Consider the following 13,231-nt stretch of genomic DNA (forward strand, 5'->3'; position numbering starts at 1 on the left):
TGACAAATAAGACGGCTCCAAATTCAGGAGAGTTTCTAATAAATAACTAGTATAATTATCAACAGGTCTAATTCCTAAAGCAGCAAAAATTTGCGGAAACGTAGTCTTCATTATCCTACGACTTTCCAACACATAAGACACACCAGAAGGGCAACGCAAATTATCTTCTAAAACAAACCATTTACCGTCTTTATCCCTAACTAAATCTGTGCCCGTAATATGACACCAAATTCCTCCCGGTGGTTTTAATCCTATACAAGGTTTGAGAAATCCAGAAGCAGAATTAATTAACTCTAGAGGAATAACTCCATCCTTGATAATTTTTTGTTCCCCATATATATCTGCAATAAATAAATTAAGAGCATGAATTCTTTGCTTCAAACCTGTTTCTAAAAAATTCCACTCCGAAACAGAAATTATCCGTGGTACAACATCAAAAGGAAAAATACGTTCCGTACCTTGACTATCACCATAGACATTAAAAGTTGCCCCAAGCTTCATCATTGCGACTTGTGCAGCTTTTTGTCGCATCAATAATTCCCCTATAGAAAGAGAATTAATTCTTTCTATCAATAATTTAGCTTCTGGGCGAGGTTGATTTTTGGTGATGAAAAGTTCATCATAGAATTCACCTGGATCGTAAGAATCAAATCGCACTGTTTTTCTTTATAATTTCTTAACTACTTCAGCATTTAATAATTAAACTTTTATTATTATATGAGTAACTATAAAATTTACATGATTTAATAACAATTTTATAAGATTGTTATTATGTATACAGCAAGTAGGAATAAGTAGGAAAAATTAGGTGTAAAAATTATGGCTTATAAATGCGAATTTGGTAATGGCCAGGAAGTTTATATAGAAAATCAGGGAGTACAAACTGTGGTAACTCTTGCTAGTGGTAGCCCTGGTCAACAACAACAGGCAAGTACAGGTTTTCAAACAGGTAAATGGACTCTACCACCAACTTTGTTTAGAACTGCTACTGGGGTAATTTTGCGGATAGAGTCGGAACAGGGACAGTCATTTGTACAGTTACAAGCAGGTGGAATAAGTACCATGAGTGGGACACCTGCTTTGGGTAATGCGGAGGTTTTGTCACTGCAACAAGTGGAGATTAGACAGAGCCAAGGTATGCCACCTATGGAACCGATGAAACCTATGGAACCAATGAGACCTATGGAACCAATGAAACCTATGGAACCAATGGAACCAATGAAAATGGGTGATATGGAAATGAATATGAACCCAATGCAGATGCGAATGGGTAATATGTCGATGCAAATGGGTTCAAGTTCATTTGCAACTTCTGGAAAGCGTTTTTGTTCTCAATGTGGTGCTGCGGTGACACCAAGCGATCGCTTTTGTTCAAATTGTGGTTATCAGTTGTAATTTCAATATTGCAATTTCATCAAATGAAATATTAAGTTTGCTGAGGAGTTATTTTTTGACTCCTCTTCAAGTTGGTGTTCAGTTGAATACTTATAAATAATAGCAATTGTATAAAATATTGTGCCAGTCACGACATAGGGAATAGGAAATATTTAGGGTTTGCTGAAAAAGTATTATGGTTGAGGGTAGAATTAAGAATGGGCGAATTAATAATTCAGAATTTAGAGGAGTTAGGAGGAAGAAGTATCCCTTAATTTTTCTATCCTTATCTACTCAAAACCCTAACTTTTTTAGATCCCTAGACCAAAAACTTGCACCTTTGTTTAACTATAAAAAAGGCTAAAATATTTACAGATAAAGTCTTTGAAAGTTAATCAGTAAGCCCTATTTAATAGCGTTTCACAGAAGTCATGCATTCAAAAGTCATGGATTTAAAAGTAAGATTTTATATGCTCAAAATTTTGATGTTACAGTAATTTAAGCAAATTATTTCACATTGCAGTCTAAGATAAGTAGTGTAGCCTAAGTTGATGAAATTGGTATAACTAGGAACAGGTAGAGAGAAACATCAGAAAAAAGAGGCAAAAAAATTTAAAATTTACAATTTATGCCAGGTATAAATTTTATAATTATAGGAATAAATCCTCAATTCTAAGATGTAACTTCTATATAGCAATCAGGAATCAGATGTGACAATTGAAATATTCCTTAAAAGTACAGAATATACCAGTTATCATATTAATAAGATATATTTTTTTCTTCTTCTCTGTTTCCTGTTCCCTTTTCCCCGTTCCCTGTTCCCTAAAAGCATCCAATATCTCACAACTTAAGTCATATTGATATATATGAATTTGGTATAATTTTAATCGTAGAAAATAACCAGGAAAATAAACTATGAAAATCGACATTGATATAATGACTCGCTATTTACACAGAATGCGAAATCAACCAGGATGGGATTCTCTCAATCAGGTTGCTGCATCTTTAAATATGGATAGAGCTACATCTAGGCGCTACACAAAAACAGCAGAGGAATGGGAATTAATTGAGCGTCAACAGTTAGAAAATCAACCCACTCAAATTCAAGCAACTCAGAAATTGATGAAATTAGAGCCTGGAGAAGTTAGAAAAATTGTACAGGCAAATTGCCAGGAATTTCAGTTTTAGAGATTGATATTTTTTTGATAAATATTGGCTAATATTGAGAGGATGTTGAATCTAATAATTTCGGAACACAGACCGAAAATATTTATTATACTAAATCACAAAAAGTTTAGTATATATCTTTGGAGTGTAGGGAAGCGGGAGGTAGGGAAATAACAACCAAATATAGCATTAGTATTCAGAAATGGTATTAGATCATATTTGTTTAAATACTTGTTGAATCTAATAATTTCGGAACACAGACCGAAAATATTTATTATACTAAATCACAAAAAGTTTAGTATATATCTTTGGAGTGTAGGGAAGCGGGAGGTAGGGAAATAACAACCAAATATAGCATTAGTATTCAGAAATGGTATTAGATCATATTTGTTTAAATACTTAATAATAAAAAACTTCCATTTTGTAGGTTGAATTGTGCAAAAGTGCTGTTTTGAGGGTTCCCCCATGAGCAACTTTCGTAATAAGACAAAAGAAACCCAATAGAGACTTATACTTGTTGGGTTGCACTACCACTTCACCCAACCTACCGTATTATAAATGATTATTTAAACATAATATCACTTTTGGATGAGTGCCTTCTGCGTAACAGTATAGTCTAACTATTTATCAAGAACACTACAAATCAATTCACCCGCACCATTGGATGTAAATTTCACAATCTTACCATTTTTTTTTATTTTCTCTTGAGTGCGACAATTATAAATTTCTAATGGTTTTCTAACATCATTAATACTAACTTCTGCTCGATATTCCCAATGATATTTAGCACTGCGTTTAATGCTAAGAATACAAATTTTATTGCCATTGTAGTTACGACAAAAAAATGCTGCTGCGGGTCGTGCAACAGCAAATAAAAATATTAATGATATTAATAATAAAATAATGTATTTCCCAATTGATAAATTTGTCATATTCTATAAATTATATCAAATCCGATTAGACAATACAGTTAACGTATTTGCTACCTAAATATTTATTGTCAACTTTTCTTTGTTGGTGACTAGAAAACTACTTAATAAGGCTTGCTGAATCAAGGGATGAATCTTTGCAGAAAAGGTAAATCCCATCTTTTACTTCCTCTTTCTCTAAAACTATAATTCATCCCGGAAATATGCAACGCCCTCCTTATAAGGCGGTTTCATTTTGGTAACTACACCCCCTTATTTTGATTTTCAGAAGCTATAATTTCAACCTTTAATCAAGTCTAAAAATCAAACTATTCCAGTCCAAAACTCAAATTTTTAATATCATAAACTCTGACTTCTGCATCTTCAGCTAAAAGCTCCGGTATTTCTTCAATTAAAGGTGTAATGTAAGGTTGCTTAAGATGGGAATTAAGAGCTTCTCGGTTTACCCATTCTTCAAAATACAAAAAGGTATTAGGATTATCAAACTCTTCATATAAAGTATAGCTAACATTTCCAGGTTCTTTGCTAGTTTCTTCAAAGCCCGGCTTGGCTAATTCTAAAAATCTTTCTCGTTTCTCTGGCTTAATTTTATATTTTCCTGCCAAGACTAATGTGATTTCTTTATCTTTTTGATTTTCAGATAAACTGGTTTGATAACAACCTAGAGTAAGAAAAACAAAAATTATGGATAGAGCAAATGTAATTATTAATCTCAGGTGACTTTTCTTCATATAGCGCTCCTAAATAATAGGGTAAAAAATCGGCCTTAGTAAAAAAATCAATGATTTTACTAGATTAGTAAGTATAAGTAGGTTAGCATTAAAAATTATTGTTATAACTAGACAAGAGGCAACAACAAGAGCTAATTGGAGTGAGGTTCCCTACAGGGAATATAAAGTGCAGAATTACTTCCGCAAACATCCCGAAAATTTTCTAATAACGGCAAACAAATAGTGATTAAAATTAGCCTTCTGACAAAGAATTTCAAGATATGCTGACCAATCAGTGACATACTCCCACACTAAGCTGACGCTATAGTGTAAGCTCTCTCGTTTCCCAGTCCCGGTACCCCGTCGGACTCCACGAGCTTTAAGGACGTCTGGGCCCTGCCGCCCTATTTTTTATATTTATTGCCGCGTTTACATCCCGGTCTATTACTGTACCGCAGTGCGGACAAGAATGAGTTCGTATGTTTAATTCTTTCGGGACTTTTTCACCACAATTTGAGCAATCTTGGCTAGTATTTCTGGGGTTTACCCCTATTGTTTTCTGTCCAGCATTTTCAGCTTTGACAGTTAAAATAGTTAGAAATTGACCCCACCCAGCATCATTAATTGATTTACTCAATCGAGTTTTAGTTAACCCTTTAATACTTAAGTTTTCGTGGGCAATAACATCAGATGAGTGATAACAATTCATTAGCTGTTTTAAAATGAAAATCTTTACGTTTATCGGCAACCTTTTTATGTTGTTTGCCCACAGCCTTGACACCTTTTAACCATCTGTTGCTGCCTTTTTTTTTTCGTGATAAACCTTTCTGTAGAGTTTTTAATCGCTTTTGAGACTTTCGATAATATTGAGGAATTGGAACTGATTCTCCATCGCTTGTGACCAAGAAATCTTTTAATCCCATGTCAATGCCTAGGGTGTTTTCTGTTGTGGGTTTAACATCACAATTAAACCTAGGAACTGATTTATCCTCCAAAGATAAAGTTACATAATACCCATCAGCTTTACGACTAATCGTAGCAGTTTTAATTTGAAAACCATCTGGTAATCGTCTATGTTGAATTAATTTTACCAGGCCAATTTTTGGTAAATTAATCTTGTTTCCTTCCAGGCAATCTTGTTTGATTTGAGGATAAGTAAAACTACGATAACGACCAATTCCATTAAACCTTGGTTTGCCTAATCGCTGCCCGTTTTTATCTGCTTTAAACCACCTATCAAAAGCTAGTTTGACTCGTTTAATGCAATCTTGCAAAACCTGAGAATGAATTAGCTTATACTCAGGAAATTTATCTTTGGTATTGACCAGAGCCTTTTTCTGAGAGTAATAATCTGGGTTATCTCTCAAATGAGGAATTGATGTTATTAAAGGGCAAGCATTAACCGGACAACGGTTTTCTTCCCACCATGAGAACCGCTCGCCCAATCTGTAGTTGTACTGCCGACGCAACAATTCTAGCCACAACTCTATGGTGGCAATTTGGTCTTTGTTGGGTTTAAGCTTGTATTGATAGGCAGTCCGCATAACGGCAAATTTCCCTGATCATAAAACAAAATAGCACAAGTTTTTTTTAAAGACCAAAACTTGAGGATAATATTTGTAAATTAATGGGACTCGACGTCCCATTAATTTACCGCCGATTCATCTCACCCCAAATCATAGATTATGGTGTGATGCTTCTCCGCGATTTAGCTAATGAACCACTGAAACTTCCAGAACCATCACCATTATCAACAACTGTGAGATTACAGACAATTGAATCTGTTAACTCCGAACGTCTCCAGTCTCAATGAATGGCACTAGGAAGGTTTCCTTGCATATCAATTTCTCCTCTCGTAAGTAAAGGACTTCTTAAATTACTAAATGTTCCTGTAATCTCTAAATCACTAAAGCAATAAATATCAACAAGAATTTAGTTAGATTTAGTTGTATCAGTAAATAACACTTTAGCTGATTGAACAGAAAAGATCAGCCTGTCTAAGTTAAAAAAATCAGAAAATCCAATTTATTAATTAATTATTTATTAATTAGTTTAGTATCCTAAGTATAGGACAAAAATTGAAGAGCGTAGGAAAAATCAGACTTGTAAGCACAAAGTTAAGATATTTTGACATCCTCTCCGTGCTAAAGCAACGGAGATTCCCACATCACTGCGAGACTTTCCTCTTTCGTCGAGTCAACTTACTTGCCTGAGTTTCCTCAAGCAAGCAGAGGTCCTTCTCTCCGGAGGCGTTACTTTCCCTGTGCCCCAGGGTAGTTGCTAATTCTCTTAATGCAGATTGGAGTATGTTGATTGCTGCATTCTCGTCCCTGTCGGCAACATAACCACAGTTTGGGCATTGATGAGTCCTGGTACTGAGAGTCTTGACAACTGTCTCACCGCAGCTAGAACAATTTACAGAAGTATATGCAGGTTCTACTGCTACTACAGGCACACCATAGACTCTTCCAAAATACTCCAACCATTCTCTAAACCTGTACCATGCTGCATCTGCTATAGACTTCGCTAACTTATGGTTTTTCATCATATTACGCACTTTCAGGTTTTCTATCGCTACCAAGTCGTGAGACTGTATGACGCGCTGTGCTAATTTACAAGCCCAGTCGTTACGTCTGCGTGAAACCTTTAGATATGCTCTACCTAACCTATTCCTAGCTTTACTCCTATTTTGACTACCCTTTTGAGTGCGAGATAAGCGACGTTGTAGTTTTTTGATTTTACGTTCACCTTTTCTCAAAAATCTCGGATTATCTACTTTTTCACCGGCCGAGTTAGTGTAGAAATGATTTAAACCTAAATCTATTCCTACCTGAGTTCCTGTGAGATTTTTATCTTCCTCCCTAGTATGGTCGATCAACAATTGAGCATAATAGCCATCGTGCCTGCTGATAACTCTGACCCGTTTTATTTGCTTGAGTTGATAGAAGTGAAGGTCACGACTTCCCCAAAGCTTAAATGTGCCAGCCTGAAAACCATCCGTAAAAGTTAAATAGCGTCTATCTTCAGATAACTTCCATCCGCTAGTTTTGTATTCAACTGACGCTCTAACTTGATATTTTTTAAACTTTGGGTATCCTTTTCTACCTAAAACCTTGGCTTTACAGTTTTTATAGAATCTTTCTATTGCTGCCCATGCCCTCTCAGCATGAGCTTGTCTAGCCATTGAGTTAAGTTGGTTTACCCAGGGAAACTCAGTATTGTGTGCTAGTTTTGTGCAGTATTTGTAGGCATCGTTACGACTTTTAACTTTTCTATCTATCCATGCTCGGATAATGCTATTGCGCACAAATCGACCAGTCCTAATGGCTGATTCTAGCTGATTATACTGGCCTTGTGTGCCTTGCAACTTCATTTCATAGATTAGCATAGAGATGTTTTATCGTTTAATGCTACGATAAAATTATCGCACACACTTTAGCATATTTGCAACTATATGCATATAAAAGTCCCCCTAAAAGGGGGAGGCTTTAAACCCAATTTTCCGGTAAAGTATAAACTATAAATTTCCATTCTGTGCAGTCTACACTGAATACCCATGGCTCTAGTATGTCCATCATCGCAACAATTAATTTAGCGATCGCGTCCGTGGAACGGAATTCGAGGGCATAGTAGTCTAGTTCAAATTCTCGGAAGAATCTTTGTCCATGTTTCTAGTTTGATGAAGGTCTTGGCATTACCCATAAATTATGTTGCTACCTCTGTGAGATTCACTGTTTTGACTAGCAATAAGGCCATCAATAACATGGCCAGAAAACTTGGTCTAGCTCCATGCCATTCTAAATCAAGTTTCAATGTTTGCCTAAGTAAATTAACCTGATTCATAGGGTTTCATTTATTGTTATTCCAATTTCTCTGAAACCCTTTTATTCCCAAAATTTTGCAAGTTTTGTACTGTACTTACGATTAATGTCAGCTAAGGTGATAATCTAGTTGATAGGAAAAATTTTGGCTACAAATACATAGATTTGGTTCACACCTGAACAGCAAATTGAATTGCTAAAAAGTGTGGACAATCAATTATTTAGTATCTTAGTCAATTGGCCGCCATCTGCTGATTAGAAGGCTAATCAATTCCTAACTTACATGTTAAGCTGTTCAATAAAGCGATTATACTAGGCAATATTAATGTGACATTGCTTTGTAGCCCTCGGGCAAACACAGTCTGGAAACTTAAAAAACGACGGTAGGAAAGTTCCCAGAAGATTTATCCCCTGGTTGAATAAGGACACGGGGGTAATAAAGCGGAGTAAAAGTCTGCTATAATGATGTGAGTAAAAACAAGGTTTGTCGCCATGAAATGACCGCTAGTACGGTGAAACTAAGGCTCCCAGGATATGGAGACTATATTTCCGACGACGGCTGTTAGCTCCCCATTCCACAGGAAAAGCAAGTAAGCAGGTAAAGCAGCTATTTATTGCTCCAACACCGCCTAGTAAAACCACTCAGAAAGCTACAAAAAAGGAAGAGCTTCACACCTAGATTTCTGTCCATGCCGAGCCAGGAGTGTAGGAGTCTGTTGATAGGCTGGAAGCAAATATGGATTTATCCCCTAAGCAGTGGGTTAACCACAGAATTCAGGGTGTTTCACCCCCTGGAGATTTCAAACCCAAAGACCATAGCAAGTTGGTAAAATTAAGCGAATAAACTATGTCATACAAAAATGCAGTTCTAGATGACAAAGCACTCCAAGAGGGCTTAAATAGTATCAACCCTAAATTTGGGGACTTTTGTACTCGTGTAGCAGGTGAAGCATGGGGTCTACCGATAATAGACCAAAAAACTAAAGCTCTAATTACAATAGCAATAGATGTAGTTAATCAAGATCATGTCGGTCCAGGAAACCCATTTGGCGCTCATGTTAAGATGGCAATGGCTCAAGGAGCAACTTTTGAAGAAATAGAGGAACTACTAGTATTCACCTGTGTTTATGCAGGATTTAATAAAGCAGCAGGTTGCTTCGGTGCTCTCGGAGAATTAAAAGAGGAATTAAACGAATTATTCCCACCAAAATAACCAAAATAATCATAATTATTTTGATCGGTATTCGGTTAACTGGAAGTATTATCGATTTGTTCTGTATAGATGTGCCAGAGATTTAAAATGTTGCTAGAGAACTGAGTAACAGACTGTGCTAGCATAGTTATCGTTGAGTCAAAAAGCTAGACTCATCACCTTCAAAAATGTTTACGTCAGTTCAGTAGAACCTGTAGATAAATTCCTAATATCTCAAAAGCAAAGGCAGCAAACTATGCTATCAACTCTGCTTAAAAAAGGAGAAAGGGCTGATTATTCTAGTCGTGACCAGGAAGCACAACTAGCTTTCTATGTTCTCCTGTGGAAACGAAAAGGAATAAACCTAGAACTATTTTATAACTATTGGAGAGACGTTCACGGACCAGTTTTTGCCCGTCTACCAGCTCAGTACCAATATTGGCAATTTCATTTAGCCCATAATGAAGGGGGTATGTGGCCTAGTACCGGAGATTTAGTGGATGCCTCTTCTGTGGAAGAAAATATTGATGGAATTGCTGAATTAACCTTCAAAACATTAGAAGACCGGGAAACATGGTTCAAAGCGACAACTATTTTCACTGACGATCAGCATAACATCTTCAGAAAACTCATAGGTTATAGTACTAGCCCTGGTAACTCTATTACTTTTAAAGATGGAATTGAAAATGGTGATCCTAATGGCCATCAGGGGTTAGAAAAATACCACTGCATGATTAGGAAAGCTGAAGGAGTAAGTGTGGAAGATTTTCGCGCATACTATAAAGATCAGTTTGCCCCAGCTCTAGCTAAAATAGATCGTGTGTTAAAACTGCGATTACATCTATTTGATGAAGTTGATAACACTAGCCCAGATACAGGTGAAGGTGGAGTATCCCACTCTGAACCACCAGAGCTAAATTATCAAGCTGCGATAGAAATAGCTTTCTGGAACCGCTTAGAGCTAGAACTATTTTTTGTATCTAAAGAATATCAAGATTTAGTGAGTGAACAAAGTAAGTATGCTAGACAAATAAGACCATTTCCAGAAAGAAGTGCTTACCGAAAAATTGGGTTTAAAGCCTCGCCCTAGAAGGGCGACTTTTTCGTTAATTTTGTTGTAAAAATGTTTGATCATACTGTTAGTCTCAAAGTCAGGTTATGAAAGCCAGATTTAAGTATCGTATCTATCCAACGCCGGGGCAAAAATACCGATTAGCCAAGCTATTTGGCTGTGTCCGTGTTGTTTGGAATGATAGTCTAGCTTGCTGTCAGGAAAAGTATACTTCAGGAGAAAAGAAGCCCATTAATTCTGATCTACAAAAGCTTTTTATTACTCAAGCTAAAAAAACTGAAGACAGAGAGTGGTTATCAGAGGTTTCTTCTATACCACTACAGCAATCTTTAAATGATTTAAACCAGGCTTATCAAAACTTTTTTCAATCAACCAAAGGTAAGAGAAAGGGTAAACCTGTTAAACCTCCAGATTGCTTCGTTCCTCGCAACGCTCCGCGATTTAAGAGTAGAAAGTCAAAGCAAACAGCTAGGTTTACAAAAGGTGGATTTAAAGTTGGTCAACATAAAGTTCCTAGCAACGCCAAAATAGGAAAACTAAAAATTGTTTGGTCAAGGGAACTACCAAATGTTCCATCATCAGTAACAGTAATCAAAGATTGTAGGGGTGATTCGCGAATCGCCCCTACTAGATATTTCTTAAGTTTTGTAGTAGAAATACAACCAGAAACTTTAGCAAAAACTGATAATTCAATTGGAATAGATTTAGGAATTAAAACCTTTGCAACATTGAGTAATGGTCAAAAAATTGATGCACCGAAACCATTAAAGAAAAGAATTAATAAGTATCGTAAGTTAAGCAAGTCTTTATCTAAAAAAACTAAGTGGTCATATCGATACGAAAAAGCACGGGTTAGAGTAGCTAAATTTTATGCCAAACTCAAAGATACCAGAACATATTTTCTGCATAAATTATCCACTGAAATAATTCGTGAAAACCAAACAATTGTTGTAGAGGATTTGAACGTTTCTGGAATGGTTAAAAAGCGGTGCGACCCCGCGACGACGAAAGTCGCAAGCGGTCGGAACCCGGCGAGGTTTCCTCGCCATGGGAATGCCGACCAAGAGAGGGAACGCGCACCAAGAGACCGTAAATTATCTAGATCCATATCAGATTTAGGTTGGAGACAATTTAGAACACTGTTAGATGGAATTGCTGAAAAATACGGTCGTGATTTCAGAGTGATTAATCGTTGGGAAGCAACATCTCAAATTTGCTCATGTTGTGGATTCAAAGGTGGGAAATTAGACCTTTCAGTCAGAGAATGGGAATGTCTCAACTGTGGTGCTAAACATGACCGAGATGAAAATGCAGCCATAAATATATTAGTCGCGGGCGGGCAGTCCGAGACAAAAAACGGACGTGGAGGCAAGCGTAAGACTACTGCCAAAGTAGCAGCAGCCTGTGAGACGTCAACCCACCGAGGAGCTAAGGCTCGGTTGTTTCCCCGCGCCTAACAGCCGGGGAGGATGTCAAACATTTGTCAATGATGGTAAAATGACCTTGGCTGGTCAGCGAAGGTCAACAGTGGCACAGTTAATTATGGATATTGGAGCTGCCAATCAACTACAAGATGATGTAGTCGATCTGATGTTGACTAATAAGTTCACTCATTAATTCTTAGTTTTAACTAAGCAAAAAAACAACTAATTAACAGGGATATTATGGCGCGTACAAGTTACTATAAAGATTTAACAGCAGATTACTCTAGAGCTGTTCCAGTAGCGGCTGATGTTGCAACAAAAATGATTGCTGATGCTGAAAAAATCTGTGCTATGAAAGAAGCCACATTACCAGCGCTCGGACCTGACTATACATTAGAACAAATAGAGCAAGAAAATAAAGATTGGTGGCCTACTCATTGTGAAGCTTTGAGACAAGGGCGCGGTGACATTTTAACTGCTGAATATCGGGAAGATTTAGTTTATTTGTGCCAAGATGGACCTTATCAGGGTCTAGAACAACAAAAAGAACGGGAACAGCATTGGTGGGCATTGATTTCTCAACCAGGAGTAATTATGTGCTGGCCAATAGTTATGTTTTCTGGAGAACATACATTCTTTGAGTGGAAAAGTGTAGACCTTGAAACTAACGAAACTATCGCTAAGGGAAATGTAACTTGGGTACGTCGCGGTCATCGCGGTGGTTGCTACTTAAAAACTGAACAGTTAACATTCTATCGTGATGTATTTGCAGCAGCAGAACTTCTGAAGTTAATTACTACATAACTAGATAGTCGAAACTAAGGGGGTTGAGAATAATTTCAATCTCCCTGTTAATTATTTGGGCACAGAAAGTATGAGCTATTGTAATCATAGTTTGATAGTACTATCAAGTGCAAAGGTAGAGCGTCAAATTATAATAGTTGCGACTTTAATATCAAGTTCGGATAATTAGTTATAATAGTGTATTGGACTGACACTCCTAAAAATGTAGTTGGGTAGAACGAAGCGTGTTAGGGTAGCTGATCCGCAGGATAAACCCAACAAAGCGTTACTGGTGTTGGGTTACCCTGCGGGATCTTGCTACGTTCCTCAACCCAACCTACACCTATTGCAAAATTTTAGATGTGTCAGTTTAGTAAGTTGGCAAGTAAGACACAACCCAATATACACATATTATTATGGGATTTTTCTTAGGAGAAGCAAGCTTCCCTGAACCCTACCTACACCTAGAAAGGTTCAGATCCATTGTCAGAGTTGGTATTTAAATTGAATGTCGGGAACCGAACCTAAATTTTTTAGCTGAATTGAAACTAATGAGGAGTACCTAAATAGCTATTTTTTTATCTCAACGTTGGTCCTTGACCCGCGCTCTCCCGCAGGGGAGCGACGCAATTGGAAAACCAATCAATGTTGTGGTTTCACATATAATATGCTACAATGTAAACATTGACAAATAAACAGTAGATGGTCGAAAAAGCGTACAAATTTAGATTCTACCCAACTCCTGAACAGGAAAATCTG

15 protein-coding genes are annotated in these 13,231 nt (G+C 36.9%); 8 read left to right on the forward strand and 7 right to left on the reverse strand.

Going from position 1 to position 13,231, the window contains the following annotated elements; genetic code table 11:
* On the reverse strand, positions 1–657 hold a 657-nt coding region (locus F6K22_RS13465), incomplete at its 3' end, for a circularly permuted type 2 ATP-grasp protein (protein ID WP_293098300.1).
* A gap of 162 nt (positions 658–819) precedes the next feature.
* On the opposite strand from F6K22_RS13465, the gene F6K22_RS13470 reads away from it, so the two are divergent.
* Both F6K22_RS13470 and F6K22_RS13475 read left to right on the forward strand, forming a co-directional pair.
* Entirely contained in the window at positions 820–1,395 is a 576-nt protein-coding gene (locus F6K22_RS13470) for a zinc-ribbon domain-containing protein (protein WP_293098301.1), read from the forward strand.
* An 894-nt stretch (positions 1,396–2,289) separates the two neighbouring features.
* A complete protein-coding gene (locus tag F6K22_RS13475) occupies positions 2,290–2,562 on the forward strand; it encodes a transcriptional regulator (RefSeq protein WP_293098302.1) in 273 nt (90 codons plus the stop codon).
* Between the two features lie 599 nt (positions 2,563–3,161).
* Here the strand turns inward: F6K22_RS13475 and F6K22_RS13480 are convergent.
* From F6K22_RS13480 to F6K22_RS13490, 4 genes are all read right to left on the reverse strand, one after another.
* On the reverse strand, positions 3,162–3,473 hold the full coding sequence (locus F6K22_RS13480; RefSeq protein ID WP_293098303.1) for a hypothetical protein: 312 nt from the start codon (positions 3,471–3,473) through the stop codon (positions 3,162–3,164).
* A 305-nt stretch (positions 3,474–3,778) separates the two neighbouring features.
* Positions 3,779–4,201, reverse strand: a complete 423-nt coding sequence (locus tag F6K22_RS13485; protein ID WP_293098304.1) for a putative quinol monooxygenase — start codon at positions 4,199–4,201, stop codon at positions 3,779–3,781.
* A 358-nt stretch (positions 4,202–4,559) separates the two neighbouring features.
* Positions 4,560–4,889, reverse strand: a complete 330-nt coding sequence (locus F6K22_RS42020; protein WP_363273494.1) for an RNA-guided endonuclease InsQ/TnpB family protein — start codon at positions 4,887–4,889, stop codon at positions 4,560–4,562.
* Positions 4,867–5,724 carry an RNA-guided endonuclease InsQ/TnpB family protein gene (locus tag F6K22_RS13490; RefSeq protein WP_363273496.1) on the reverse strand — a complete coding sequence of 286 codons (858 nt, stop codon included), beginning with the start codon at positions 5,722–5,724 and terminating at the stop codon, positions 4,867–4,869. Before F6K22_RS13490 ends, F6K22_RS42020 begins: the two co-directional genes overlap by 23 nt.
* An 83-nt stretch (positions 5,725–5,807) precedes the next feature.
* Here F6K22_RS13490 and F6K22_RS13495 point away from each other — a divergent pair, with 83 nt between their 5' ends.
* On the forward strand, positions 5,808–5,993 hold the full coding sequence (locus F6K22_RS13495) for a hypothetical protein (RefSeq protein ID WP_293098306.1): 186 nt from the start codon (positions 5,808–5,810) through the stop codon (positions 5,991–5,993).
* A gap of 354 nt (positions 5,994–6,347) precedes the next feature.
* Here the strand turns inward: F6K22_RS13495 and F6K22_RS13500 are convergent, their stop codons facing one another.
* Together F6K22_RS13500 and F6K22_RS13505 are read right to left on the reverse strand one after the other, a co-directional pair.
* Positions 6,348–7,568: an RNA-guided endonuclease InsQ/TnpB family protein gene (locus F6K22_RS13500; protein ID WP_293098307.1), complete on the reverse strand. Its 1,221-nt coding sequence runs from the start codon at positions 7,566–7,568 to the stop codon at positions 6,348–6,350.
* A gap of 317 nt (positions 7,569–7,885) precedes the next feature.
* Complete coding sequence (locus tag F6K22_RS13505) at positions 7,886–8,023, reverse strand: hypothetical protein (protein WP_293098308.1); 138 nt, start codon at positions 8,021–8,023, stop codon at positions 7,886–7,888.
* Positions 8,024–8,848: 825 nt separating this feature from the next.
* Here F6K22_RS13505 and F6K22_RS13510 point away from each other — a divergent pair.
* From F6K22_RS13510 to F6K22_RS42025, 5 genes are all read left to right on the forward strand, one after another.
* Positions 8,849–9,214 (forward strand): carboxymuconolactone decarboxylase family protein, encoded by a 366-nt coding sequence (locus F6K22_RS13510; RefSeq protein ID WP_293098310.1) that lies wholly within the window; start codon positions 8,849–8,851, stop codon positions 9,212–9,214.
* A 235-nt stretch (positions 9,215–9,449) separates the two neighbouring features.
* On the forward strand, positions 9,450–10,283 hold the full coding sequence (locus F6K22_RS13515; protein WP_293098311.1) for an EthD domain-containing protein: 834 nt from the start codon (positions 9,450–9,452) through the stop codon (positions 10,281–10,283).
* Positions 10,284–10,351: 68 nt separating this feature from the next.
* The gene (locus F6K22_RS13520; RefSeq protein ID WP_293098312.1) at positions 10,352–11,722 is read left to right on the forward strand and encodes an RNA-guided endonuclease InsQ/TnpB family protein; all 1,371 of its coding nucleotides are present in this window, start codon (positions 10,352–10,354) and stop codon (positions 11,720–11,722) included.
* Positions 11,723–11,929: 207 nt separating this feature from the next.
* Positions 11,930–12,493, forward strand: a complete 564-nt coding sequence (locus F6K22_RS13525) for a hypothetical protein (protein ID WP_293098313.1) — start codon at positions 11,930–11,932, stop codon at positions 12,491–12,493.
* Between the two features lie 681 nt (positions 12,494–13,174).
* Positions 13,175–13,231, forward strand: a 57-nt coding sequence (locus F6K22_RS42025; protein ID WP_363273500.1) for a helix-turn-helix domain-containing protein, incomplete at its 3' end; no start/stop codon positions are given.

Source organism: Okeania sp. SIO2F4 (assembly GCF_010672385.1).
In the GTDB taxonomy this organism is placed as follows: Bacteria; Cyanobacteriota; Cyanobacteriia; order Cyanobacteriales; family Microcoleaceae; genus Trichodesmium.

What these genes read in the sequence shown, in the direction of transcription:
- F6K22_RS13470 (WP_293098301.1), top strand. Translation starts at nt 820, where the DNA reads ATGGCTTATAAATGCGAATTTGGTAATGGCCAGGAAGTTTATATAGAA.
- F6K22_RS13475 (WP_293098302.1), top strand. Translation starts at nt 2,290, where the DNA reads ATGAAAATCGACATTGATATAATGACTCGCTATTTACACAGAATGCGA.
- F6K22_RS13480 (WP_293098303.1), bottom strand. Translation starts at nt 3,473, where the DNA reads ATGACAAATTTATCAATTGGGAAATACATTATTTTATTATTAATATCA.
- F6K22_RS13485 (WP_293098304.1), bottom strand. Translation starts at nt 4,201, where the DNA reads ATGAAGAAAAGTCACCTGAGATTAATAATTACATTTGCTCTATCCATA.
- F6K22_RS42020 (WP_363273494.1), bottom strand. Translation starts at nt 4,889, where the DNA reads ATGAATTGTTATCACTCATCTGATGTTATTGCCCACGAAAACTTAAGT.
- F6K22_RS13490 (WP_363273496.1), bottom strand. Translation starts at nt 5,724, where the DNA reads ATGCGGACTGCCTATCAATACAAGCTTAAACCCAACAAAGACCAAATT.
- F6K22_RS13495 (WP_293098306.1), top strand. Translation starts at nt 5,808, where the DNA reads ATGGGACTCGACGTCCCATTAATTTACCGCCGATTCATCTCACCCCAA.
- F6K22_RS13500 (WP_293098307.1), bottom strand. Translation starts at nt 7,568, where the DNA reads ATGCTAATCTATGAAATGAAGTTGCAAGGCACACAAGGCCAGTATAAT.
- F6K22_RS13505 (WP_293098308.1), bottom strand. Translation starts at nt 8,023, where the DNA reads ATGAATCAGGTTAATTTACTTAGGCAAACATTGAAACTTGATTTAGAA.
- F6K22_RS13510 (WP_293098310.1), top strand. Translation starts at nt 8,849, where the DNA reads ATGTCATACAAAAATGCAGTTCTAGATGACAAAGCACTCCAAGAGGGC.
- F6K22_RS13515 (WP_293098311.1), top strand. Translation starts at nt 9,450, where the DNA reads ATGCTATCAACTCTGCTTAAAAAAGGAGAAAGGGCTGATTATTCTAGT.
- F6K22_RS13520 (WP_293098312.1), top strand. Translation starts at nt 10,352, where the DNA reads ATGAAAGCCAGATTTAAGTATCGTATCTATCCAACGCCGGGGCAAAAA.
- F6K22_RS13525 (WP_293098313.1), top strand. Translation starts at nt 11,930, where the DNA reads ATGGCGCGTACAAGTTACTATAAAGATTTAACAGCAGATTACTCTAGA.